Raw genomic sequence first — 23,140 nt, 5'->3', positions numbered from 1 at the left:
TCGACGTTTGTCGTACCGACCAGAGGAGATCGATGCCCCACACCGACAATCACCTGACGCGCCGCGTGTTTCGCCGTGGCCCTGTCGCCGAGACACGCAGAGTTGTTGAACTTCTTCGCCGAGAAGCGGTCGGTGGATTCCTGCTGGTCGGCGCCGCGATCACCGCGATCGTCATGGCGAACAGCCCGGCTGCCGATCTCTATCAAAGGTTCCGCGACACCCGGATCGGCTACGAGCCCTGGCATCTCGAGCTGACCGTCGGACAATGGGCATCCGACGGGCTGCTGGCGATCTTCTTCTTCCTCGTCGGCCTGGAGTTGAAGCGCGAACTGGTCGCCGGACAGCTCCGATCAGCCCGCGCCGCGATCGTTCCGGTGTTCGCCGCAGTCGGCGGCGTGATCGCGCCTGCCGTCCTGTATTTGGCCATCAACTGGGGTCACGAAGGCGTCGACGGGTGGGCGATTCCGACCGCGACCGACATCGCCTTCGCGGTCGCGGTGCTCGCAGTCGTCGGACGAGGCCTCCCCGCCTCTCTTCGGCTGTTCCTGCTGACCCTGGCTGTGGTCGACGATCTGATCGCGATCGCGATCATCGCCGTCGTGTACACCGAGAAGGTCAACTTGACGCCGCTGCTGGCGGCCACCGTTCCGGTCGCGGTGTTCGGCATTCTCGCTCACCGGTACGCGGACTGGTTCGCGCTGCGGCGCTGGGCGGCTTGGGCGGTGTTGCTTCCACTCGGCGTCGTCGCCTGGGCGCTGGTGCACGCCTCTGGAATCCACGCCACGATCGCCGGTGTCGCGCTCGGGTTCATGATTCCGGTTCGCCGCGGCGGATCCGGTCTCGCCGAGCAGTTCGAGCATCGCTTTCGTCCGATCTCGGCCGGGTTCGCAGTACCCGCCTTCGCCTTCCTGTCTGCCGGCGTGGCGGTCGGCGGCCTGACAGGTCTGGGGGAGGTGTTCACCGACCCGGTAGCGCTAGGCATTCTGATCGGACTCGTGATCGGCAAACCGGTCGGGATCCTAGCCGCGACGTGGCTGACGGTGCGCTTCACGCGCAGCGCACTGGATCCGTCCGTGCGCTGGGCCGACCTCACGTGCGTCGGCGTCCTCGCCGGCATCGGATTCACCGTGTCGCTTCTCGTCACCGAGTTGAGCCTCACCGCCGATTCGACGACCTTGGAGCACGGCAAGACGGCCGTCGTGATTGCATCAGCACTGGCAGCGGTATTGGCGGGTGCGGTGCTGGCGCTTCGAAACCGCCGAGGCAAACAAGCGGCCGCAACGCGCTCCATACTGCCTTGACGTGCGGAAACGGGACTGGTCGCCACCCTGGCATCGGGTGGCGACCAGTCCAGCGGCCTACCAGAAATTAGCGTTCAGCAGCAGTTCGCCGCGGGAGTGCAGCATGCCGCGGACGTAGATTCGGCGACGGGGACCGCGGCAGCGACCGGCTTGCCGTTGAAGGTCTCAGCGTCGGCCAACACGGTGTAGACCTCCCAGCGCTCAGCGTCGGGAGCAGTGACCCACACTTTGTCCTGGGTGGCAAAGCAGCAGGTTGCTCCGATCTCCTCTTCGGTGAACAGCTTCTCTTCGGTGAATCGGGCGATCTCGGCGTGCACCTTCTCGCTGGAGTCGACCTCTACGCCGAGGTGATTGATGCTGCCGCCGTGGCCGGGGTTCTCCAGCAGCACCAGCTTCAGTGCCGGCTCGACAACGGCGAAATTGGCGTAGCCCGGCTTGGTCTTAGCCGGGCCGACGCCGAACAGCTTGGTGTAGAAGGCGATCGACTGGTCGAGATCGTCGACGTTGAGGGCGAGTTGCACGCGTGACATGAGGTCCTCCAAGGATTCGACATACATCAAAAGTGTTGCGACTCAAGTTCTAGGCCAGAGTTTGACATATGTCAACGGATGGGTAGGTTGGGGTCATGCCCAAGACGCTCCCCGTGGTCGACATCAGTGCTCCGATCTGCTGTGCGCCGATCTCCGCGGGTCCAATGGAGGCTGATGCGGCTCTTGAGCTGGCTCTCCGGCTGAAGGCGCTGGCCGATCCGGCGCGAATTCAGCTGGTCTCCATCCTCATGGGCGCCCGACCAGGTGCGATCAGCACCAGTGATCTCGCCGAGGCGCTCGCGCTCTCGGCGGGTACGGTGAGCCACCACCTCGGTCAACTCAAGAAGGCAGGCCTTGTCAGCTCCGAGCGTCGAGGTGTGAACGTCCTGCATCGAGCCGAACCGGACTCGCTGGAAGCACTGAGGGGAGTGCTCGACACCTGCTGTTAGCTGGGGTGATCGGCATCGCGATTTCGCTAGCCGGACGACCTGCACTATTGCCCGGCGCCGTGTGTGAGTCACAAACCTCATCGGCACCGACAAACCGCTCGCCGGTAAGGTCCGCGGCGGGCTGCAGACTGACCGCACCGTAAGTCGTCGGTGGTGCCCGAACATGGCCCGCAGCTGGAGTGTAGTCGGGGATAGGTGGGCCAGATGGAAGCGCTTTTACGCTGCATGATGGGCAGGTTCCGCGGGTATGGGTGGACAGGGTCGGCGAGACCGCGCTGGAAGCGTCCGCAATTCAGTTCAGCAAGAGATCGACAACTCTCGTTTCAGCCGGCCCGGCCGCGCCCAGGACTCATCGATGCGTTGTACCGATGGTCCGGCAGCGCGTTGGCTTGATGGTCCGCGGCGCTGAACACTTCGGTTAGTAGTTCATGGAGATGGAGGCCTCGGAGGCTGTAGACGCTGCGCCGTCCATCTTTGCTTGATTGGACGAGTCCTGCGAGCTTGAGTTTGGCGAGGTGCTGGGAGACCGCAGGCCGCGCGGTTTGCAGGTCCTCGGCCAGGGTGGCTACGTCGTATTCGCGTCGTCCGAGGAGCCAGAGTATCCGCATCCGCGTGGGGTCGGCGAGCATTCGGAGGAGGACTGAGGCGGCGTCGATGACGTCGTCGGACGGTCCTTGTGCACCCCAACCTCTAACTTCATCGTGTGCATACATGTGCACCAGTCTGTCATAGTGAACCTGTTCCGATCGAGCCCGATCGGCGTGGCGGGTCAGGAGGCGGCAGGGCATATGACGAGATCGTTGTTTGAGGTGCGTGACTACCGGCATCTGTTTGGTGCGCAGGTGGTGGCGTTGGCGGGCAATGGGCTGACGACCGTCGCGTTGGGACTGTTGGCGTTCAAGGTCGCCGGTGCGAATGCGGCGGCGGTACTGGGGACGGCATTGGCCATCAAGATGGTGGTGTACGTGCTGGTGGCGCCGGTCGCGGGTGCCTACGCGGGACGGTTCAATCGGCGCGGCCTGCTTGTGAGTCTGGATGTTGTGCGTGCCGCCGTGGTGGTGGCGCTGCCGTTTGCTGATCAGGTGTGGCATGTGTACGTGCTGGTGGCGTTGATGCAGTCGGCGTCGGCCGCGTTCACTCCGACGTTTCAGGCGGCGTTGCCTGATGTTCTGCCCGATGTGGAGCAGTACACTCGCGCTCTGTCGTATTCGCAGCTCGCCTCGACGATGGAGACTTTGTCGAGTCCGTTGCTGGCGGCGCTGTTGATCAGTGTGATCGACTTCCACTGGCTGTTCGCTGGAACGGCGGCGGGGTTCCTCGGGTCGGCGGCGCTGGTGGTGTCCAGTCGGGTTCCCAATGCTGTGGTTGTCGGTGGCTATCGGGTTCGTGATCGCGTGGTGTCGGGGGCGCGGGTGTTCCTTGCGACCCCGCGACTACGTGGGTTGATGGGCCTGAATCTGGCAGTCGCCGGGGCAGGAGCGATCGTGATGGTCAATACGGTCAATCTCGTACAGGACACGCTAGGTCGACCGGCTGCTGATGTTGCGTGGCTATTGTCCGCCAACGGGCTCGGAGTGTTGGTGATCGCATTCGCCGTGCCAATGCTGTCCGCTCGATTCGGTGACCGTGCAGTGATGCTCACCGGTGGCGGCGTGCTGTTTCTCGCTGCGGCCTCCGCGGGGGGATTTACATTCACCAGCGCCGACCAGTGGCAGTGGCCCGCGCTGCTGGTGCTGTGGGCGGCTATTGGAGTCGGCAGTGGCGCGATCTTGACACCGACGGGCAACGTGCTGCGCCGGTCGAGCGCACCGCACGATCGGCCCGCGGTGTTCGCCGCGCAGTTCTCCCTGTCGCACGCCTGCTGGCTCCTTGCGTATCCGATCGCCGGCTGGGGCGCGACCGTGGCTGGCTACTCGGTGACGTGGATGGTGTTGGCAGGACTGGCCGGGACTGGCGCGTGTGTAGCGCTGTGGTGCTGGCCCGCGCGGGAGCCGGAGGCGCTCGAGCACGTGCATCCGGCCGATATCACCGACCTCGATCACGTTCGCGGCACTGCGGCGACCGCGGTCGGATACGTGCACACCCACACGTTCGTGATCGACGAATTGCATCGACAATGGCCGCATAGGTGCCGTTCAGCGGCGTGACCGGCGAGCGATCCTCGACAGAGGCAAATGAAAGGTGTCGACGTTTGCTCGGGTCACGGGGTGCGCCGCACGGCGTTGGCCGCGTAAGTCCGATACTGGCGTTCGACGGTGTAGTCGGGGAGCGCCTCGGCGATGAGGTCGGCCAGTGCATCGCCTTCGTGAAGCCACCCGGCGACGTCGAATCCGCGACGCCACGTGTGCTGGTCGTCGCTCGGCGCGTCGGCGAAGTTCGCCGTCCACGCGTCGAGCCACGTGCGCAGCCGGACGACGACGGAGTCGGGAAACCCGAAGTTCGCGGGTGTCAGCAGTTCGGTGCTCGCGGGTGGGGACGGGCGCGGAGGGTTGCTCGACCATAGTCCCCACGGCGCACCGTAGTCGGGGCTCAGTGAGACTGCTTTCCTGGCGGTGGTCAGCCGTTCGATGTCTGATCGGTGGTGGACCACTTCGTGGACGATGTGCGCGGCGAGCCATGACAACTCGCGGATCGCAGGAGTGGGGTAGTTGTACCGCAGTGTCCGCGCCCAGTCCTGGGTGCTCAGACGGTTCCAGGTGGCTGCGAGCCGTCGGGCTGCCTCTGAGATCTCGGCCGTAGTCTGGAAGTACGAGAGGTTGGCGTACTCGCCGCGTCGGACGCGATCGTCCGCACCCATGGTGACGACTGCCGGTGACTCTTCCCGTAGTGCGTGCAACGTGCGCTCTCGAGTGACGATGAGTACGTCACGGAGGTGGCCGGCGTATTCGAGCGCCGACCACGAACCGTCCGGAGTGGGTGCCGTCTGGCGTCGATACCGGAGCGTGCGGACTGTGTCGGCGACTTCGTGCACGAGTGTGGACGACGCGTCGTCGTTGCTCAGGGTCCGGTAGTCGTACCCGCAGTCGGAGCAGGTGGGGTCCATGAATCCAACGTACGCTCACCGGTCAGTACTGGATACCTTGCGTATCACTCTGATGCGTATTGCTGTCCTTCGACGGGCATCAACTTGAGAGAATAGGGCGATGCAGGTTGAGATTCTGTACTTCGAAGCGTGCCCGAATTGGGAGGAGACCCTATCGCGGGTACGGGAGGCTGCGGCAATCGTAGGGTGTGAGATCGACATACGCTGTCGGCCGATCTCGTCGGATGCGGAGGCGTCCGCGTCGTTGTTGGCTGGCTCGTCGACGGTTCTGGTTGACGGAAGCGACGCTTTTGACGACGCGGTTCAGGTTGACGAACTTGCGTGTCGTGTTTATCGCACCGATTCAGGCTTCGCGGGGTCACCGACGGTCGAGCATCTGGTGTCGGTGTTGCGGGCCCGCAGAGGTCCTGACTAGAACCCTTGGGGCACTTCGCGCCTGGGTCGGCATGTCCGATCACCGTGATCGGAACTCAGGAGCGTGTCGAACGTCGGTTGGCTCGAGGGTTCTCTGCGAAGTATACGGCTAGGTGTTGCTTCGGCGTTCGATGAGGACGACGTCTCGCCAGTGGCCGTTGTGTTGGCCGATGCGTTCTCGTGTTCCGACGGTGCGGAATCCGTGGGCGTGGTGCAGTGCGAGGCTGGCGTGGTTCTCGGGGAAGATTCCTGTTTCGATGGTCCACACTCCTGCGGTTTCGGTGGAGTCGATGAGCGCTTGTAGGAGGGCGGTGCCGACGCCCTTGCCGGAGTGGTTGGGGTCGACGTACACACTGTGTTCGATGACGCCGGTGTAGACGCACAGGCTCGATGCCGGTGATGCGGCGATCCATCCGGTGACGTTGCCGTTGGGGTCCAGGGCTACGAATCGGTGGTCGGGTAGGTGATCGCGGTCGAAGTCGGGCCAGGTTGGGGCGGCGGTCGCGAACGTTGCGTTGCCGGTGTCGATGCCGGCTTGGTAGATCGCGAGGACTTGGGGTCCGTGTTCGGGCTCCATTGGTGCGATGACCGCGCGTGTTGTGTTGGGCTCGGTGGGGTTGCTGCTGGTGGTCACTGGTTTGGGTTCAGTTCGCTGCGCTGGGCGTGCAGGCGGTGCTCGTGTACCCAGTTGTGGGCGGCGATTTGGACGGCGTCCCATGGTGATCCCAGGGGTGGGGTGTAGGACAGGTCGAGTTCGCTGAGCGCTTCGACGGTCATGCCGTGGTGCAGGGCTGTGGCGTAGGTGTCGATCCGTTTGGCGATTTCGGCGGTGCGGTGGCCGATGAGTTGGGCTCCGAGCAGTGTGCCTGTCTTCTGGTCTGCGGTGATGCGGATGTTGATCGGGGTGGCGCCTGGGTAGTAGGCCTTGTGGTCGTCGGGTGTCGAGGTGGTCGATACCGGTGTCCAGCCGCGGTCGGCTGTGAGGGCTTCGGCTTCTTTGAGGCCGGTGCGGGCGGCGACGAGGTCGAAGATCTTGACGACTTGGGTTCCGAGGGAGCCGGTGTAGCGGGCGCTGCCGCCGAGAGCGTTTTCGCCAGCGACGCGGCCCTGCTTGTGTGCGGTTGTTCCGAGTGGGAGCCAGGTGATGCCGAGTTGGCGGTGGTGGGTGTGGACGGCGTCGCCGGCGGCGAAGACGTCCGGCAGATTGGTGCGCATCCGTTCGTCGACTGCGATGGTGTTCTTGATTCCGAGGTTGGCACCGGCGGCGGCGGCGAGGTCAGTGTCGGGGCGCACGCCGACCACGACGAGCACGAGGTCGGCGGTGAGGTGATCAGTGTGGCCGTCGCTCGCGGTGGTGACAGTCAGGTCGCCGTTGTCGGCGCGGTCGATGGCGGTGACCAGGGTGTTGGTGCGCACGTCGACTCGGTTGCGGACCAGTTCGTCGTGGACGAGGGCGCCGAGTTCTGGTTCGACGGTGGGGAGGACTTCGGGGAGGGCTTCGATCTGGGTGACGGCTAGGCCTCGGGTGGTGAGCCCTTCAGCCATCTCCAGGCCTATGTAGCCGGCGCCGATGATGATCGCGGTCTTCGGGTCGGTGGTGGTCAGGGTGTTCATGACGGCGAAGGTGTCGCCCATCGAGTGCAGGAGGTGAACGCCGTCGTCAGGGCCTAGTTGGTCGAGGCCGGTGATCGGTGGCCGCACTGAGACCGCGCCGGTCCCGACGATGAGTGCGTCATAGTCGAGGTCTCGCGAGACACCGTCGGGCCCGGTGACGGTGAGGCGGTGCCCGGCGGTGTCGATCGCGGTGGCCCGGGTGTCGGTATGAACGGTCATGCCGGTGGCGGCGAGGTCGGCGGCGGTGCGGTGGGCGAGGTTGCTCCAGTGCGTGACTTCGCCGGAGACGTAGTACGGGATGCCGCAGATGGAGAAGTTCGGGTAGGCGTCGGCGACGACGACGGTGACCTCGCTGGTTGGGTCGAGCTCGCGAGCCCGCAGAGCGGCGGAGATTCCGGCGTCTGATCCGCCGATAGCGATGATCTTGCGTGCAGGCATGAGTGTCGGTTCCTTCCGAAGGGACACGGGGTATGTGAGGTAGAGCAGGACACCGCGCTGCTGGGAGAAGTCGCGGGAGCGTGCGAGCAGGCCGATCAGCGTCGGTCAGGTAGTGGCAGGTAGTAGCTCGACGAGGAGGTTACGGACGCGGTAATTGAGGTCGTCGCGGATCAGACGAACGGTCTCGATGGGGTGGTTGTCGGGGTCGGCGACTTGCCAGTCCAGGTACCGCTTGCCCGGGTAGATCGGGCAGGCGTCGCCGCAGCCCATGGAGATCACGACGTCCGCGGCCGCGACCACATCGTCGGTGAGCGGCTTGGGGAACTCGGCGGCGAGATCAAGGCCGATCTCTGCCATGGCTCGCTCGACGATCGGGTTGATGTCCGCCGCGGGTAGAGACCCGGCTGAACGTACGTGCACTCGTCCTGCCGCGTGGTGGGTCAGGAGCGCGGCGGCCATCTGTGAGCGGCCAGCGTTGTGGACGCAGATGAACAGCACTTCGGGCACAGTCGTGGTGGTTGCGCCGGTGGACTGCGCGAGGGCGGCGAGGCGTTCTGCGGCGAACCTGCCTGTCAGGGTCACCAGGTGAGTGTGGATGCGGGAGGTGCGCCGCAGTGCGGTGTAGGACTCGAATACGACCCGTTCGACGGTCTGTTCGGACACGATCCCGCGGTACTGGGCGGCGAGCCTCTCCGCGGTTCGCGATAGCAGGGCTTGGGGCATCAGCAGATCTGGTGTCCCGGCTGATTCGGTCGTGGCGTCGGCGTTCATCAGGCTTCTCCCGGTTCGTAGATCCCGACCCGTTCCGGCGTTAGCGCGCGGTGAGTTCGGCTGCCAGCGCGGTGACGCGGGCGGCGATGTCGTCGCGGACCAGGCGCATCCGTTCGATCCCGTCGATTCCGCGCTCGGACGGTTCGTCGGTGTCCCAGTTGATCAGCGTCACCCCGGCGGGGGCATCGACCACGGCTTCGCGGCCGAGGGTGACCACCAGGTCGACGCGGGCGAGCAACTCGGGATCGATAGGTTTGGGAGTCTCGCCGGTGATGTCGATGCCAACTTCGGCCAGACTCTCGGCAGACAGCCCGTTGACCGCGGTGCCGGGTTTGGTTCCGGCCGAGTGCACCTCGACGGCCTCGCCGACCGCCTTGCCCATCAGTCCGGCGGCCATCTGAGACTTGCCGCCGTTCTTCACACACACGAACAGCACACTCGGTGCGGCCGCGTTCTCGGTGATCGTCAGGTCGTCGGGCATCAGTTCATGCTCCTAGAAGAGTCCGCGGAAGCGGAGGTAGAGGACGGGGTGAGGGGGAAGCGTTTGCGTAGGGCAAGGGAGACATAGACCAGGCCGACCAACACAGGGACCTCGATCAACGGACCGACCACGCCGGCGAGGGCTTGTCCGGAGGTCGCGCCGTAGGTGGCGATCGCGACGGCGATGGCGAGTTCGAAGTTGTTGCCTGCCGCGGTGAACGCAAGCGTGGTGGTGCGTTCGTAGCCCAGGCCCATGACCGCGCCCAGGAGGTAGCCGCCGCCCCACATCACCGCGAAGTAGACCAACAGTGGCACGGCGATCCGGACGACGTCCCAGGGACGGGAGGTGATCTGTTCGCCCTGCAGGGCGAAGAGGATGACGATCGTGAACAGCAGTCCGTAGAGTGCCCACGGCCCGACCTTGGGCAGGAACGTCGCTTCGTACCAGTCGCGGCCCTTGGTCTTCTCGCCGATCCGGCGTGACAGATACCCGGCGAGCAGCGGAATGCCGAGGAAGATCAGCACCGACTTGGCGATCTGCCACGGCGAGGTGCTGATGGTCGTCTGTTCCAGGCCCAGCCAGCCCGGCAGGATCGAGAGGTAGAACCAGCCCAGGACGGCGAACATGATCACTTGGAACACTGAGTTCAGTGCGACGAGGACGGCGGCGGCCTCACGATCGCCGCAGGCGAGGTCGTTCCAGATGATCACCATGGCGATGCACCGTGCGAGGCCGACGATGATCAGGCCGGTGCGGTACTCGGGCAGGTCGGGCAAGAAGATCCAGGCGAGGGCGAACATCAGCGCTGGGCCGAGCACCCAGTTCAGCAGCAGCGATCCCAGCAGTAGTTTGCGATCGCCGGTGACGGTGTCGAGGCGGTCGTAGCGCACCTTGGCCAGGACCGGGTACATCATGATCAACAGGCCCAAGGCGATAGGCAGTGAAACGCCGTCGACCTGGATCTTCTCCAACGCGGTGTTCAGACCGGGGATCATCCGGCCCAGCAGCAGGCCGGCGACCATGGCGACGCCGATCCACACGGGCAGGAACCGGTCCAGAGTCGAGAGCTTGCCGACGACCGGCTGATGCCCGGCCGTCGGGGTGGGGCTGGTCACGAGTGAACCTCCATCGAGGTGGCGAGCTCGCCGGACTGCAGGATCCCGGCGAGCGAGGACAGAACATCGGGGATAACGCGGTAGTACACCCACGACGCGCGGCGCTCAGACTCGAGCAGACCGGCGTTCTTGAGGACCTTCAGGTGATGGGAGATCGTCGGTTGCGAAACGTCGACGGCCGGGGAGATGTCACACACGCACGCCTCTCCGCCCTCGTGGCTGGCGATCAAGCTGAACAGTCGCAACCGGATCGGGTCGGCGAGTGCTTTGAACACCACAGCAAGATCAACCGACTGCCGTTCCGTGAGGGGCTCACGCACCAACGGTGAGCACCGCACGGTGACATCGGTCAACGGAATCGAGTTCGACATACATCGATATTGACAGATATCGATACTGGTTGCAAGGGTGCATGCAGTCCACGTTCGAAACGGGACTGGTCGCCACCCGGATATCGGGTGGCGACCAGCCTGGCGCCCAAAGAGAAGGCCGCGTTCAGCAGCAGTTCGCCGCGGGAGTGCAGCATGCCGCGGACGTAGATTCGCCGACGGGGACCGCGGCAGCGAGCGGCTCGCCGTTGAAGGTCTCAGCGTCGGCCAGCACGGTGTAGACCTCCCAGCGCTCGGCGTCGGGAGCGGTGACCCACACCTTGTCCTGAGTGGCAAAGCAGCAGGTTGCTCCGATCTCCTCTTCGGTGAACAGCTTCTCTTCGGTGAATCGGGCGATCTCGGCGTGCACCTTCTCACTGGAATCGACCTCAACGCCGAGGTGATTGATGCTGCCGCCCTGGCCGGGATTCTCCAGCAGCACCAACTTCAGTGCGGGCTCAGTGACGGCGAAGTTGGCGTAGCCCGGCTTGACCTTCGCCGGGCCGACGCCGAACAGCTTGGTGTAGAAGGCGATCGACTGGTCGAGATCGTCGACGTTGAGGGCGAGTTGCACGCGTGACATGAGATCCTCCAAGGATTCGACATACATCAAAAGTGTTGCGACTCAAGTTCTAGACCAGAGTTTGACATATGTCAACGGATGGGTAGGTTGGGGTCATGCCCAAGACGCTCCCTGTGGTCGACATCAGTGCTCCGATCTGCTGTGCACCGATCTCCGCAGGTCCAATGGAAGCGGATGCGGCCCTAGAGCTGGCTCTCCGGCTCAAGGCGCTGGCCGATCCGGCGCGAATTCAGCTGGTCTCCATCCTCATGGGCGCCCGACCAGGTGCGATCAGCACCAGTGATCTCGCCGAGGCGCTCGCACTCTCGGCGGGTACGGTGAGCCACCACCTCGGTCAACTCAAAAAGGCGGGCCTAGTCAGCTCCGAGCGTCGAGGCGTGAACGTCCTGCATCGCGCCGAACCGGACTCGCTGGAAGCACTGAGAGGAGTGCTCGACACCTGCTGTTAGCCGGGGTGATCGGCATCGCGCCGCACGGCGTTAGCTGCGTAAGTCCGATACTGGCGTTCGACGGTGTAGTCGGGGAGCGACTCGGCGATGAGGTCGGCCAGTGTATCGCCTTCGTGAAGCCAGCCGGCGACGTCGAATCCGCGACGCCACGTGTGCTGGTCGTCGCTCGGTGCGTCGGCGAAGTTCGCCGTCCACGCGTCGAGCCACGTACGCAGCCGGACGACGACGGAGTCGGGAAACCCGAAGTTCGCGGGTGTCAGCAGTTCGGATCTCTCTTTTCTGGGCGAGTCGGGGAAACTCGAGCTATGCAAGTTGAGGTCCTGTATGTCGATGGATGCAAGTCTGTCGCCGTCAGTACTACGAGCGCACCGGACGTGAACTCTCCGACGAGAACGTCTGGGTCCACGAACGACTCCGCGAGATCGCCTCGCTCGATGCCATCATCGCCCGACTCGCTGCCGAAGGTGACCAGGCATCGGCCGATCGCGAGTCGGCGGTGGCCGGGGCCGGCACCTCTGATCGGCGACCGCTGCTGCAGATCCAGACTCGAGGGCTGCACGAGATCGCACTCGGGAAAGCCGAGAACCCAGGTGATGGGGCATGACGCCACCGACTGATCAGGCGATCGCCGCGCTCAACGCCCACGCACGGCAGCGCTCCGCCGACGTCCGGACTCGGATTGAGAAGGCCCTCACCGCGATGCGGAGATCGGGGGCCACAATCAACATCAACGCCGTCGCTGTACGTGCCGGCGTCACCCGCAAGACGATTTACAACCATCCGGACCTATGGGAGAAGATCCGCGCCCACACCACCATCGCCCCGCCACCCGAGGCTGCAGCCACCGACAGCTCCATCGTGTCGGCGCTTCGGGCTCAGTTGACGGCCAACGATGCCGAACTCCATCGTCTCCGCGCAGAACTTCGCGCCAAGGATGTGCTGATCGCCACACTCTACGGCCGGCTAGACACGGCGGACGAGTGACGACAGACCGCCGACGATTCTCGGGTAACCGGCGCACGTCCCGTCCCACGGTTCGAGAACGTCATTGCGCACATCGCGCCCAACCGTAGGGCCATCGGCTGATCCGTCTGTTCGCCAGCCTAGTCAGCAGGATCGAGGAGGTCGTCGATGACGGCATCCAGTCGTCGCCGAATGTGCTGGGGCGGTCCCACCACGGAGTCGACGAGGATCTCGGCTTGAGCAACGGCATAGATTCGACTGCCGATCCGCCAGGTGGCCGCAAACGCGGCGTCAGTGTCCACCTAGCCACCCACCAGAGTAACGGCGGCCGCGATGAGCGTGCCTCGGAAGCGGCAGGGATCGTCGGCGATGACCTGCGCCGGTGCTCGATCATCCAGGCGCGGATTGCGTCCCTGAAACCAGGCTTGGATCAACGATGGGGTAGCGCCGAGCTGGTGTTGCAGGGCCGCCACCGTGTAGGCCACCTTCAAACGGGCTCGGACGTGGTCCGGGACTGCGGCCGCGCGTGTGATGTAGTCGCTGACCGCAGCGGTGCTGGGCGCCGGCCAGATACGCAACCAAACGCGCACCGAGCAGCGTGCGCAGTTGGTCGACCAGTGTCGCGTCGTCGAAGGCGTCCAGATGCGCTGTCACACGATCGTGGACGGCGGCAACCGAGAGTCGGACCGATTCCATGGATGCCATCGTCGCCACACACAAGCCGCCTGATTCGCCGCCGTTTTCGGAGGCTCCGCTGGTCAGTGCCCGATCTAGTCAAACGCAAACTGACCAAGCCGCCCACCTGGCAGCTCCCACCAGACCCCCAGACTGCGATGCGTGGCGGCACCCCTTGCATCACAGCCGATGGCAGGTATATGTTCATCAGAACATCATACCCCCATGGGGTATCAACTGGAGAGGTGGAAAGACATGTCGTCGAGCGAGTATCAGGTAGCAGGCATGACGTGCGGGCATTGCGAGGCCTCGGTGCGCAAGGAAGTCGCAGCCGTAGAGGGTGTTCAGGACGCTCAGGTGAGCGCGCAGACCGGCAGGCTCGTGGTCACCTCCGTCGGCCTCGTCGACGAGGCCGCGGTGGTCGACGCAGTCACAGCGGCCGGCTATTCGGCAGTGCGGATTTGATGGACGCCAGCTCGCTTCCTGCTGTCGGCGTGACGTTCGCGGTTTAGCGAACTTTTACACCTTCAGCTCTGTGCGGCCGCCGAGCAAATCGCTATCGGCCGACAACGGAGAGAACGGCGATGCACCACACCGGTGCGTCGCGTTCGGTGAGATCAGAGTGGATAGGAGACCACATGCGCAAGCCTCTCATGACGGCCGTCTCGGCGGGAATACTCGTCGGAGTACTGGTTCTGGCCGGTTGCAGTGCCGGCGAAAGCCAGGACCACCAAGGCTATGACGGTGGCAGCACGGCCAGCAGTGTCGGCGCAATGAGCGATTCGCCGATGGACCACCCGATGGACGGCGGGCCGGCACCTGCCGGCATCAAGGCGGCCTCGGCACCCAAGTTTCCGGTCGGCAGCCAGGTCATGCTGACCGCAGACCACATGGCAGGCATGTACGGTGCGCGGGCCACAATCGTCGGCGCCTTCGACACGTGCGCCTACTCGGTGAACTTCACCCCGACCACCGGCGGCCAGCCGGTCAAGGATCACAAGTGGGTAGTCCAACAGGAGATCAAGAACGCAGGAGATCGACGTCTGGCCGATGGCACCGAAGTCACCCTCGAGGCCGATCACATGACGGGCATGAAGGGGGCGAAGGCAACAATCGCCAGCTCCACCGACCAGACCGTCTACATGGTCGATTACGAGGCGGACGGCATGACGATGACCAACCATAAGTGGGTCGTCGAGAGCGAAATTCAACCGATGCCCTGAGCGGGGTGTTGGTGACGACTTCAGCAGTCACCAACCCAGCTGGGGAATGACGATGAGGAAGGCAGCAGGATGACTAACCCCCACGCGCACCACCACCACCGAGATGTCGGCGGCGCCCCCATACACGGCATCGACCGCCATGACGCGGCAGTGCCTGAGAGCCACAATGCTGTCGCTGACCCCACGCACGGCGGGCACAGCGAGCACGGCCGAGGTCACAACGACCACGCCGACCATCATGGTGAGCATGGCGCCCCCGGCGGGCATAGCGGGCACCTGGACCACGACGGTGAGCACGGGGACCACAGTGGGCACGGGCACCCCGGCGGGCAGCATGGGAACCACAGCGGTCACGGTGACCACGTCGGGGAGTTTCGCCGACTGTTCTGGATCAACCTCATCATCGCGGTTCCGGTGGTCGCCTTCTCACCGATGTTCGCGATGTTGGTCGGCTACTCGGTCCCTGGGTGGGCCGAATGGATCGCGCCCGCGCTCGGCACCGTGATGTACCTCTGGGGCGGCTGGCCGTTCCTGGCCGGTGCCCTGAGCGAGCTGCGGACGCGGAAACCCGGGATGATGCTTCTGATCGCACTAGCGATCACGGTGGCGTTCTTTGCGTCCTGGGCGGCGACGCTGGGACTTGTCAGTCATCAACTGGAGTTCTGGTGGGAATTGGCGCTGCTGATCGTCATCATGCTGCTGGGCCACTGGATCGAGATGCGGTCGCTGGCTCAGACCACCTCGGCTCTGGACTCCCTGGCCGCGCTTCTGCCCGATCAAGCAGAACGTGTCCGAGACGGGCAAATCATGGCCGTGGCCCCCGCTGATCTGGAGGTCGGCGACATCGTCGTCATTCGCCCCGGCGGGAGCATCCCGGCCGACGGTCGGATCGTCGAGGGGCGTGCGGCGATGGACGAATCGATGGTCACCGGTGAGTCCCAGACGGTCACCCGTAGTGATGGCGACAGCGTGACCGCGGGGACCGTCGCTTCCGATTCAGGACTACGAATCGTGATCACCGCCACCGGCGACGAGACGACTCTCGCCGGGATCCAACGGCTTGTCGCCGATGCTCAGAACTCGTCGTCTCGTGCTCAACGACTCGCCGACACCGCGGCCGGATGGCTGTTCTGGTTTGCGCTCGGAGCCGCGGCGATCACCGCGATTGTGTGGACGGCGATCGGCTTGCCCGATGAAGCGGTGGTTCGCACGATCACCGTCTTGGTGATCGCGTGCCCGCACGCTCTGGGCCTGGCGATTCCGCTCGTCGTCTCGATCGCGACCGAGCGTGCGGCTCGGGGCGGCGTACTCGTCAAAGACCGACTTGCGTTGGAGAGCATGCGGACGGTCGACAGCGTCCTGTTCGACAAGACCGGCACGCTCACCCGGGGCGAACCCACTGTCACGGACGTCTTTGCCGTCGACGACGTCGACCAGGATCAGTTGCTGGCGTTGGCGGCGGCCGCCGAGTCCGACAGCGAGCATCCCCTCGCACGCGCGATCGTCGGTGCCGCCGATCGCCACCGCCTCAGAGTCCCGACCAGCAGCGATTTCTCCTCATCGCCCGCAGTAGGGGTCACCGCGACGATCGAGGGAACGACAGTGCGGGTCGGGGGCCCGCACCTGCTCGCCGAAGAACACCTCGACGAACTGCCGGTTGCTGATCGCTGGCGTGCGGACGGGGCGATCATCTTGCATGTCATTCAAGACCGGCGACTGATCGGAGCGTTGAAACTCGCCGACGAGATCCGCAGCGAGTCACGCGAGGCTGTCGATGCGCTTCATGCGCAGGGTGTCGAGGTCGTGATGATCACCGGTGACGCTGAAGCTGTCGCGAATGCCGTTGCTCATGAACTCGGCATCGACCGTGTCTTCGCCGGTGTCCGTCCCGAAGACAAGGCCGCCAAGGTAGCTCAACTGCAGGACGAAGGTCGCAGGGTGGCGATGGTCGGAGACGGGGTGAACGATGCTCCCGCGCTCGCCCAGGCCGATATCGGCCTGGCGATCGGCGCAGGCACTGATGTCGCTATCGCCTCGGCCGGTGTCATCCTGGCCAGCGACGATCCTCGCTCCGTGCTCTCGGTTATCGAACTGTCGCGAGCGGCGTACCGCAAGATGAAACAGAACCTGTGGTGGGCGGCCGGTTATAACCTGATCTCCGTCCCGCTTGCGGCCGGAGTGCTCGCACCCATCGGATTTGTCATGCCGATGTCGGTGGGTGCGATCCTCATGTCGGTGTCGACCATCGTCGTGGCCCTGAACGCACAACTGCTGCGCAGACTCGACCTGCATCCAGGATCAACGACGCGCGCAGTCTTGGACCGCTGGCCGGGTTAATCCGCAGCCAGGCCGCCGTCAGCGCCGGAGCATCGATCACTCTCACCATTTACTAAGCCGGTTAGTACTACGCTTCTTAGTAGATGGAGGTGGTTGTGGAACCCAGACAAATTCCCGAGGACCGGTACCGGATCGCAGAGAGGATGCCGGACTGCGCGCGTGGCCGTCGGCGACGCGTGCAGGCGCTCGTCGGCGCGATGCTCATCGGTGCCACGGTGCTGACCGCGTGCGGTACAGGCACTGATGCCGTGTCTGCGGTGCGCGCCAATCAGTTCGTCTCCCCTGACGGCAAGACGGTCATCGATTACGCGCCAGCCAAGCGGCGCGCGATCGGCGCGGTCGAGGGTGAGGACTTGTTCGACCGGGGAACTGTCCGGCTCGCCGATTACCGCGGTGACGTTGTTGTGGTGAACGTGTGGGCTTCGTGGTGCCCACCGTGCCGTACCGAGTTTCAGGCACTGGAGAACGTCTACCGCGACACCCGCGCCCGTGGGGTGCAGTTCGTGGGGATCAACTTTCGTGATTCGCGCTCGACCGCGCAGGATTTCACCACCGACCGCAAGGTGCCCTATCGGTCGATCTTCGACTACGGCGGCGCCACCCTCGCCGCACTCGGAGTCCCCGTGGGCGTTGTCCCGACCACTCTGATCCTCGACCGACAGCACCGCCCGGCGAAGCTGTTCCTGCGAGCGATCACCGAGGCCGAATTGCGTGCCGCCGTTTTGACGGTGGCCGAGGAGAAGGCGGCACCGAAGTGAGTCAGTTGTATTTGGCGGATCTGGGAACGACGTTCGCGGCCACGGTCACCAGTGGTCCGCTGCTGCTGGGCCTGGGTGTCGCGGCGCTGGTCGGGATCATTTCGTTCGCCTCGCCGTGCGTGGTGCCCCTGGTACCGGGCTACCTGTCGTATCTGGCGGGGCTGGTCGGCGCCGAAGCTCCCGCCGTCCATGTCGGTGAGGGCCCCAAGTCCGGCCGGTGGCGGGTGGTTGCCGCGGCAGGGCTGTTCGTCCTCGGCTTCACGCTCGTCTACGTCCTGGCCACGGTGGCGCTGTTCGGTATGACCTCGATCTTCCTCGATCAGGCCCGCCTGGCAGTGATGCAACGCATCGGCGGGGTCGTGACCATCGTGATGGGCTTGGTGTTCGTCGGCGTGGTTCCGTTCTTCCGGCGCGAACGTCGCATGACGCCTCACCGCCGCACGGGTATGGTCGGCGCGCCACTGCTGGGGGCCGTATTCGCCATCGGGTGGATACCGTGCAGCAGTGCCACCCTCGGTGCCGTCATCGGGCTAGCGATCAGCACGAACGGCGACGCGCCGTTCCGCGGCGCGCTGATGGTCGTCGCGTACTGCTTCGGCCTCGGCGTCCCGTTCGTGGTCCTGGCGTTCTCATCGGCATGGGCTGTCCGCAGCCTTGGCTTCCTCCGCCGCCACGCCCGCACCATTCAGATCGTCGGGGGCGTCCTGTTGGTCGGTGTCGGCGTGATGTTGGTGACGGGCTTGTGGAATGTATTCGTGGACTGGGTTCGAATGGCGCTGGTCAACGACGTCGTCCTGCCCGTGTGACCGGGCGACCAACAAGCCTGGCCCCGGGCTGACGGTGCGCGTCGGCGTGCGGACTCTCGATCGCGATCGATGCCACGGGCCGGCGAGCACCGGTCGGTTCCTGGGAGGGTCAGGCAGGGCAGGCGGCCAGGACCACGGTGGCCAGACCGGCGAGGAATAGCAGAACTGGGAACATCGCGGCGGCTGTCGGGGCAGCGTAAGACGAACTACGCGACGGTCGCGTGCCGGGAGCGGCGGAACGGCCTAGTCGATGCAACCGCAGTTCGACGCAGTCACGAGCGATCCCTAGAGCGCCCGCCGGCGCGGTCGGGTGAACGTGCGTGATCGCGCGGACGACGGCATCATCGCCGTGCTCATGCGCGGCGTGTGCGTCGGCGTCGAACTCGACCAGGGCGCGCACGATGGGACTCGCCTGCCGAGTCAGTGGTAGCCAGGGCACCGCGTGGGAGAGACAGTCGGCGACGCGGACGAACAGATGATGGTGACCATGCACGTGCGCCTGTTCGTGAGCCATCACCGCCGACAACGCCTCCGGGTCCAGTCGCTGCCTCAGCCCTTCGCTGGCCACGATCAGGCCCCGGGTCCGTCCGGGCGTGCTGTACGCCATGGGTGTGCTCGTCGGCAGCCACAGCGGGGACCGGGCGCCCGTCGGGTTCAGCAATCGCGCCAACAGTGCGTGGTGCGCCCCGATCTCGAGGTCACGGCGACGGGCGGTCTGCCAGAACGCCGCAGCCCGCCACCCGGACACGGCCAGGACGAGTGCGAACACGCCTGGCCCGGCGACCAACTCGATGGTGCGGCTGACCGCACTGTCGAGACCGTTCAGGCAGGTCTGCAGCGCCCCACCCACGACGCTCGCATGGCCGGGAACGGCGACGATGGCCACCGAGCTCGCAGCGGCGACGAACACGCCAGCGGTCAGCGCGGCCCACACCCGCAGCAGGGTCCTGGCCGTGAGTCGATCACGCGCGATCAGGACGTCGAGGACCCGGTCACCGACCAGAGTCGCAGCCAGCGCACTCACGCCCAACAATGCTGCCGTGACCACCGTGTCAGTCCCTTTCCCGCAGGCCCTGAGCGATTGCTGCACTTTCCTCGTCGGAGGCGTGCCGCACGAAATGCAGCAGCGCCCCAGACGGGTCGCCGGCGTCGGCCAGCACCGCACGCAAGGCATCGCTGACGGTCTGCTCACGCGACTTGAGCGAGTGATACCAATACGCCCGGCCTCGCCGGTCGCGTCCCAGCCAGCCCTTCTGATACAGGTTGTCCATCACCGTCATCACCGTCGTGTACGCAGGTTCGCGCTCCGCGTCCAGCCCTTCGAGCACATCGCGGACGCGCTTGTCCGCGTCATCGCGCCAGAAGACCTCCATGATGCGCGCCTCCAGCTCGCCCAGACCGTGCATCGCACACCTTTCCCTCACCCCACCGCACTGACTGCGGCAAACGGCGCGGTCAGCCCGCGACCGCGCATCGCCGTTCGCCCTGCAGCCGTCGCTGAAGGGCCCAACCCAACAATGCCACGGACACCACAGCCAGGATCGGCTGCAACGGCGCCCAGACAGTCAAGGCTCCACTGACACCGACGACCGCGACCACCACCTTGTTGCACACTGGGCATCCGACAGCCAACGCCGAACCGACCGTCGCCCAGAGCTTCTTCTCCATCCGCGGCGCCGTCCGGGCTTGAATGTAGGTGGCCGCGATCAGGCCGCCCAACACTGCGGTCGCCAGCCAGATCGGGTAGTTCCACCACAGGGTCGGCGTCATGCGTGAATACCACGGCGTGTCAATCAGCCCGGACGGAATACCGACGGCCAATCCGATCGCGGTGGCGGTGACTGCTGCCACCACCCAGCGCACCAGGGACCACTCACGCAGCATGGCCACTCCTTCTTGTCTTGGTCAGCATCTGTGTCTCAGCCCGCCGAGTCGGTCCCGTCCGCCGGGTCGGCAGTCGTCGAAGCACGGCGAAAGTGCGCGGTGAATACCAGTCGCCGCAGCAGCGCTCGCGCGACGAGCGCCACGATCGCCGCTCCTATTGCCGCCCACACCCAATGCCAGGTCGGCGGCCAGTCGAGGCGGTGCGCATGTGGGCGCCCTCGCACGTCAACGGTCTCGGCATAAACCATGATCATTGCACCGCTGAGGACTGCTGCGAGAACGCCGACCGCCACGGCGAGTTGATGACTGACCCTTGTTCGCGTCACTGCCAACCCCTCTCCATCTACTAAGAGACATAGTAGGTCAGGGTCGGCGGTCGCGCACCTGCCCCCGAGCCAGCACCGACACGTCCGGAGGCGTCACAGTCGGCGGCGGCGATGCCTCGGTGGCGATGGTGACGCCGCGGGCCTGCAGCCACGGCAGCGGATCGATCGCCGTCCCGGCGGGGTCGGCGACCTCGAAGTGCACGTGCGGCCCGCTTGAGACCCCGCGGCTGCCGACAGTGCCGACCTGCTGACTCATTCGCACACGGTCGCCGACGTTGACCGAGTTCTGATCGTTGTGACCATAGGTCGTGACAGTACCGTCCGCGTGGCGGATGCGGATCCACAGGCCGAACCCCTCCGCGGGCCCTGAGTTGATGACCTCGCCGTCCTCGACCGCCAGGATGGGCGCTCCCAGGCGGTTGCCGATGTCGATGCCCTGATGACCGCGACCGTCACCGAACGTGGAGGTCAAGACCCCGCCGGGGGTGGGGGTGGCCGCAGTCTGCCCGGGAGCGGGGCGGGCGTCGTCCGGGGCCGGCCGATCGGAGGATCCCCCGTGCGAAATCGACGGGTCGTGCGGCGCGACGGCGGCAGCGAGTGTCGCCAGTAGGCGCCTGACAGGGACCGCGTCGAGGATCAATGGCGCCTGCCCACCGAAGGCAGTCCCGGCGGCCGCGAAGCACCCCAGAGCTCCGACCCGATCGCCTGCGGCGGGGTCGGTCTCGGCAGAGACGGTCAGACATGAAGTCACGGTGGCCATCGGGGCCAGCAGCTTCACCAGTCCGTCAGGTCCGGCCACGGCCCGCACGCTGTCTTTGACGATGGCCGCCAGCTCGACCACAACGTGACCGTCAACACCGTTGGCGGTCTCAGCCACGGCGGGCGCTGGACTCAGCGTCCCCGCCGCAACAGCCGCGGCCAGGCCAAGAGCGACAGGGGCCGTGCCCACCCAGTGCCGCACCCGAGGCGTGAGCGTTGCCGATGATCGCGAGGAGGTGAGTCCGACGAGGGGATCTCTAGTCATGGACGTCACTATGACACTTGCACACCACTGGCACCACCAGTAACAAACTGGACATTCGACCAGACGGAGAATGCATGTGTGACCCGCCTTCAATCACAGAACATGAAGGTCAGCGCGGTCGACGGGCCGACGTCAGCGCGGGCCGCAACGCCGTCAATGTCACCGCAACGATCTACTAATCGCCTTAGTAGATCGTTGCCGGAGTGAGATCTATTCGTGATCGTCTCGCAGGAGTTCTGATCAGGCCAGCGCACTGCCTGCTCGCCATTGTTCCCAGGGCACGCCCCAGTCGCCGTTCTGCCAAACCTCCAGCGGCGCCCCGCCGGTGTTGCGGACCTCGACGACGTCGCCCGGGATCGAGAAATGGTAGAACCAGCGGGCGTTGGCGCCATTGAGGTTGAGGCAGCCGTGCGAGAGATTCGTGTTTCCCTGCGCCCAGACGGTCTCGTCCAGTTGATGCAGGTAGACACCGTCGGTGCTGATCCTCGTGGCGTAGGCGATGGTTTGCTTGTAGCCAAGCCTGGAGTTGATCGGCAGACCGTAGGTCGACGAGTCCATGACGACCGGATTCGCCTTATCCAGCACCGTATAGATGCCACGCTGAGTCCAGAAGCTGATCTCGGTGCCCCCGACGACCTCAGTGCCACCCATCCCCATCGAGGTCGGCATCGTGCGGACGAGGTTGCCGTTCTCGTACACCTTGACCTGCTTGGTGCGATCGTCGGCGATCGCTACGTGCGAGTCACCGATCGTGAAAGTCGCCTCGACATCTTCTTGACCGTAGAGGCCGCCGCCGAGGTCGACGCCGTAGATCCGCGCCTCGACGGTGACCTCGGTGCCAGGACGGTAGTACTCGCGCGGCCGCCAGTGGGCGTTCTGGTCGTCGAGCCAGTACCAGGAGCCCTCGACTCCGGGCGTGGTGCGGACCGACAGTCGCCGCTCGGCTGCGGCGCGGTCGCCGATCGGCTCGTCGAAGTGAGCAACGATGACAATTCCGACGCCGTAGGTCCCTCCGGTCGACAGCGGCGTGCCGCCGGTCGTCTGCAGGGTGACGCCGGCCTGATTGTCGGGGGTGAGCGTGGTGAACGACCCGGTGCGCGAGGCGCCCTGTCCGCCGCCGCGAGCCGTGGCGGTCACGGTGTAGTTCCGGCCGTAGCCGAGCGGTTCACCGACCTTCCAGGAGGTGCGGTCCGGTGTCATAATGCCGACTACGGGCCGCCCCTCCTCGTTGACGAGCGTCACCTCCTCGAGGGTGCCGCCCCGAACGGTGGCCGTGACCGGGGCGAGGGGATCGACTCCGCTCGCGCCGTCGTCGGGGGTGAGCTCGATCGACGGCGCGGCCGACGCAATCGATGGATCGGCCACCGGATCCTGGGATGGCTGCGAACACCCTGCGATGATCAGGACGGCAGCAAGAAGGAGGGCGACGGGACCGCCTCTAGGGATTTTGACCATGAGATACGACCTCTCGTGTGCACAGAACGCGACCGCGAGGGGCGAAACCACCCCATCTACTAAGCAGCTTAGTAGATGGGGTGGTCGAGGTGTCGCAGTCGGCCCGCGGTGTACCGGTCTAGGCGCCGCAGGG

General features: G+C 65.3%; 30 protein-coding genes. 11 read left to right on the top strand and 19 right to left on the bottom strand.

The features are described from left to right. The first annotated feature begins 32 nt into the window (after positions 1 to 32). A complete protein-coding gene (gene nhaA, locus GM1_RS02705) occupies positions 33 to 1,301 on the top strand; it encodes a Na+/H+ antiporter NhaA (protein ID WP_008376408.1) in 1,269 nt (422 codons plus the stop codon). Between the two features lie 74 nt (positions 1,302 to 1,375). Here the strand turns inward: nhaA and GM1_RS02700 are convergent, their stop codons facing one another. After that, positions 1,376 to 1,831: an ArsI/CadI family heavy metal resistance metalloenzyme gene (locus tag GM1_RS02700; protein WP_008376406.1), complete on the bottom strand. Its 456-nt coding sequence runs from the start codon at positions 1,829 to 1,831 to the stop codon at positions 1,376 to 1,378. Between the two features lie 95 nt (positions 1,832 to 1,926). Between GM1_RS02700 and GM1_RS02695 the strand changes: the two genes are divergently transcribed. Further along, on the top strand, positions 1,927 to 2,280 hold the full coding sequence (locus tag GM1_RS02695) for an Rv2640c family ArsR-like transcriptional regulator (protein WP_005206748.1): 354 nt from the start codon (positions 1,927 to 1,929) through the stop codon (positions 2,278 to 2,280). A 323-nt stretch (positions 2,281 to 2,603) separates the two neighbouring features. Here the strand turns inward: GM1_RS02695 and GM1_RS02690 are convergent, their stop codons facing one another. Further along, positions 2,604 to 2,993 (bottom strand): ArsR/SmtB family transcription factor, encoded by a 390-nt coding sequence (locus tag GM1_RS02690; RefSeq protein ID WP_008376405.1) that lies wholly within the window; start codon positions 2,991 to 2,993, stop codon positions 2,604 to 2,606. Between the two features lie 75 nt (positions 2,994 to 3,068). Between GM1_RS02690 and GM1_RS02685 the strand changes: the two genes are divergently transcribed. Beyond that, positions 3,069 to 4,427: an MFS transporter gene (locus GM1_RS02685; RefSeq protein WP_008376403.1), complete on the top strand. Its 1,359-nt coding sequence runs from the start codon at positions 3,069 to 3,071 to the stop codon at positions 4,425 to 4,427. A gap of 53 nt (positions 4,428 to 4,480) precedes the next feature. Here GM1_RS02685 and GM1_RS21840 read toward each other — a convergent pair whose 3' ends face one another. The 8 genes from GM1_RS21840 to GM1_RS02635 form a co-directional block, all read right to left on the bottom strand. Continuing rightward, positions 4,481 to 5,323, bottom strand: coding sequence for a DinB family protein (locus tag GM1_RS21840; protein ID WP_008376401.1), 843 nt, complete (start codon positions 5,321 to 5,323; stop codon positions 4,481 to 4,483). Positions 5,324 to 5,846: 523 nt separating this feature from the next. Beyond that, on the bottom strand, positions 5,847 to 6,371 hold the full coding sequence (locus tag GM1_RS02665; RefSeq protein WP_008376398.1) for a GNAT family N-acetyltransferase: 525 nt from the start codon (positions 6,369 to 6,371) through the stop codon (positions 5,847 to 5,849). Continuing rightward, on the bottom strand, positions 6,368 to 7,789 hold the full coding sequence (locus tag GM1_RS02660) for an FAD-dependent oxidoreductase (protein WP_008376397.1): 1,422 nt from the start codon (positions 7,787 to 7,789) through the stop codon (positions 6,368 to 6,370). The genes GM1_RS02665 and GM1_RS02660 overlap by 4 nt, the downstream gene beginning before the upstream one ends. 105 nt (positions 7,790 to 7,894) lie before the next feature. After that, on the bottom strand, positions 7,895 to 8,560 hold the full coding sequence (locus GM1_RS02655; RefSeq protein ID WP_008376396.1) for a phosphatase: 666 nt from the start codon (positions 8,558 to 8,560) through the stop codon (positions 7,895 to 7,897). Positions 8,561 to 8,600: 40 nt separating this feature from the next. Then, positions 8,601 to 9,041, bottom strand: a complete 441-nt coding sequence (locus tag GM1_RS02650; RefSeq protein ID WP_008376395.1) for an arsenate-mycothiol transferase ArsC — start codon at positions 9,039 to 9,041, stop codon at positions 8,601 to 8,603. Next, complete coding sequence (arsB, locus tag GM1_RS02645) at positions 9,041 to 10,156, bottom strand: ACR3 family arsenite efflux transporter (RefSeq protein ID WP_008376394.1); 1,116 nt, start codon at positions 10,154 to 10,156, stop codon at positions 9,041 to 9,043. Before arsB ends, GM1_RS02650 begins: the two co-directional genes overlap by 1 nt. Beyond that, complete coding sequence (locus GM1_RS02640) at positions 10,153 to 10,527, bottom strand: ArsR/SmtB family transcription factor (protein ID WP_169332770.1); 375 nt, start codon at positions 10,525 to 10,527, stop codon at positions 10,153 to 10,155. The genes arsB and GM1_RS02640 overlap by 4 nt, the downstream gene beginning before the upstream one ends. Before the next feature lie 124 nt (positions 10,528 to 10,651). Continuing rightward, positions 10,652 to 11,107 (bottom strand): ArsI/CadI family heavy metal resistance metalloenzyme, encoded by a 456-nt coding sequence (locus tag GM1_RS02635; RefSeq protein WP_008376389.1) that lies wholly within the window; start codon positions 11,105 to 11,107, stop codon positions 10,652 to 10,654. 95 nt (positions 11,108 to 11,202) lie between these two features. Between GM1_RS02635 and GM1_RS02630 the strand changes: the two genes are divergently transcribed. Further along, the gene (locus tag GM1_RS02630; RefSeq protein ID WP_005206748.1) at positions 11,203 to 11,556 is read left to right on the top strand and encodes an Rv2640c family ArsR-like transcriptional regulator; all 354 of its coding nucleotides are present in this window, start codon (positions 11,203 to 11,205) and stop codon (positions 11,554 to 11,556) included. Here GM1_RS02630 and GM1_RS02625 read toward each other — a convergent pair. Then, positions 11,553 to 11,867 carry a hypothetical protein gene (locus GM1_RS02625; protein WP_008376388.1) on the bottom strand — a complete coding sequence of 105 codons (315 nt, stop codon included), beginning with the start codon at positions 11,865 to 11,867 and terminating at the stop codon, positions 11,553 to 11,555. The genes GM1_RS02630 and GM1_RS02625 overlap by 4 nt on opposite strands. 23 nt (positions 11,868 to 11,890) lie before the next feature. Between GM1_RS02625 and GM1_RS02620 the strand changes: the two genes are divergently transcribed. Both GM1_RS02620 and GM1_RS02615 read left to right on the top strand, forming a co-directional pair. Continuing rightward, positions 11,891 to 12,160 (top strand): hypothetical protein, encoded by a 270-nt coding sequence (locus tag GM1_RS02620; RefSeq protein ID WP_008376387.1) that lies wholly within the window; start codon positions 11,891 to 11,893, stop codon positions 12,158 to 12,160. After that, positions 12,157 to 12,540 (top strand): hypothetical protein, encoded by a 384-nt coding sequence (locus GM1_RS02615; RefSeq protein ID WP_008376386.1) that lies wholly within the window; start codon positions 12,157 to 12,159, stop codon positions 12,538 to 12,540. The genes GM1_RS02620 and GM1_RS02615 overlap by 4 nt, the downstream gene beginning before the upstream one ends. Positions 12,541 to 12,659: 119 nt before the next feature. Here GM1_RS02615 and GM1_RS22230 read toward each other — a convergent pair whose 3' ends face one another. Then, a complete protein-coding gene (locus GM1_RS22230) occupies positions 12,660 to 12,821 on the bottom strand; it encodes a hypothetical protein (RefSeq protein WP_157435742.1) in 162 nt (53 codons plus the stop codon). Positions 12,822 to 13,419: 598 nt separating this feature from the next. On the opposite strand from GM1_RS22230, the gene GM1_RS02605 reads away from it, so the two are divergent. Both GM1_RS02605 and GM1_RS02600 read left to right on the top strand, forming a co-directional pair. Continuing rightward, positions 13,420 to 13,659, top strand: a complete 240-nt coding sequence (locus GM1_RS02605) for a heavy-metal-associated domain-containing protein (RefSeq protein WP_008376384.1) — start codon at positions 13,420 to 13,422, stop codon at positions 13,657 to 13,659. A gap of 173 nt (positions 13,660 to 13,832) precedes the next feature. Continuing rightward, positions 13,833 to 14,417: a YdhK family protein gene (locus tag GM1_RS02600; protein ID WP_008376383.1), complete on the top strand. Its 585-nt coding sequence runs from the start codon at positions 13,833 to 13,835 to the stop codon at positions 14,415 to 14,417. 27 nt (positions 14,418 to 14,444) lie between these two features. On the opposite strand, the gene GM1_RS22725 is transcribed toward GM1_RS02600, so the two are convergent. Continuing rightward, positions 14,445 to 14,780 (bottom strand): hypothetical protein, encoded by a 336-nt coding sequence (locus GM1_RS22725; RefSeq protein WP_008376382.1) that lies wholly within the window; start codon positions 14,778 to 14,780, stop codon positions 14,445 to 14,447. 69 nt (positions 14,781 to 14,849) lie between these two features. On the opposite strand from GM1_RS22725, the gene GM1_RS02590 reads away from it, so the two are divergent. The 3 genes from GM1_RS02590 to GM1_RS02580 all read left to right on the top strand — a co-directional run bounded on the left by GM1_RS02590 (position 14,850) and on the right by GM1_RS02580 (position 18,318). Continuing rightward, a complete protein-coding gene (locus tag GM1_RS02590) occupies positions 14,850 to 16,754 on the top strand; it encodes a heavy metal translocating P-type ATPase (protein ID WP_008376381.1) in 1,905 nt (634 codons plus the stop codon). A gap of 143 nt (positions 16,755 to 16,897) precedes the next feature. After that, positions 16,898 to 17,512: a TlpA family protein disulfide reductase gene (locus tag GM1_RS02585; RefSeq protein ID WP_008376380.1), complete on the top strand. Its 615-nt coding sequence runs from the start codon at positions 16,898 to 16,900 to the stop codon at positions 17,510 to 17,512. Next, entirely contained in the window at positions 17,509 to 18,318 is an 810-nt protein-coding gene (locus tag GM1_RS02580; protein WP_008376379.1) for a cytochrome c biogenesis CcdA family protein, read from the top strand. The genes GM1_RS02585 and GM1_RS02580 overlap by 4 nt, the downstream gene beginning before the upstream one ends. Before the next feature lie 109 nt (positions 18,319 to 18,427). Here GM1_RS02580 and GM1_RS02575 read toward each other — a convergent pair whose 3' ends face one another. The 6 genes from GM1_RS02575 to GM1_RS02550 form a co-directional block, all read right to left on the bottom strand. Then, positions 18,428 to 19,342 (bottom strand): M56 family metallopeptidase, encoded by a 915-nt coding sequence (locus tag GM1_RS02575; protein WP_223291373.1) that lies wholly within the window; start codon positions 19,340 to 19,342, stop codon positions 18,428 to 18,430. A gap of 28 nt (positions 19,343 to 19,370) precedes the next feature. Beyond that, positions 19,371 to 19,724, bottom strand: a complete 354-nt coding sequence (locus tag GM1_RS02570) for a BlaI/MecI/CopY family transcriptional regulator (RefSeq protein WP_008376377.1) — start codon at positions 19,722 to 19,724, stop codon at positions 19,371 to 19,373. A 49-nt stretch (positions 19,725 to 19,773) separates the two neighbouring features. Next, entirely contained in the window at positions 19,774 to 20,202 is a 429-nt protein-coding gene (locus tag GM1_RS02565) for a hypothetical protein (RefSeq protein ID WP_008376376.1), read from the bottom strand. A gap of 35 nt (positions 20,203 to 20,237) precedes the next feature. Beyond that, complete coding sequence (locus GM1_RS02560) at positions 20,238 to 20,528, bottom strand: hypothetical protein (protein ID WP_040519339.1); 291 nt, start codon at positions 20,526 to 20,528, stop codon at positions 20,238 to 20,240. A gap of 37 nt (positions 20,529 to 20,565) precedes the next feature. After that, the gene (locus GM1_RS02555) at positions 20,566 to 21,489 is read right to left on the bottom strand and encodes a M23 family metallopeptidase (protein ID WP_008376375.1); all 924 of its coding nucleotides are present in this window, start codon (positions 21,487 to 21,489) and stop codon (positions 20,566 to 20,568) included. A 303-nt stretch (positions 21,490 to 21,792) separates the two neighbouring features. Further along, on the bottom strand, positions 21,793 to 23,007 hold the full coding sequence (locus tag GM1_RS02550) for a L,D-transpeptidase (RefSeq protein ID WP_008376374.1): 1,215 nt from the start codon (positions 23,005 to 23,007) through the stop codon (positions 21,793 to 21,795). Between the last annotated feature and the right edge of the window lie 133 nt (positions 23,008 to 23,140).

It is taken from the genome of Gordonia malaquae NBRC 108250 (assembly GCF_000344135.1).
Classification (GTDB): domain Bacteria; phylum Actinomycetota; class Actinomycetes; order Mycobacteriales; family Mycobacteriaceae; genus Gordonia; species Gordonia malaquae.
Note: the sequence above shows the minus strand (reverse complement) of the source record. Positions and strands in the feature narration are given on the sequence as shown.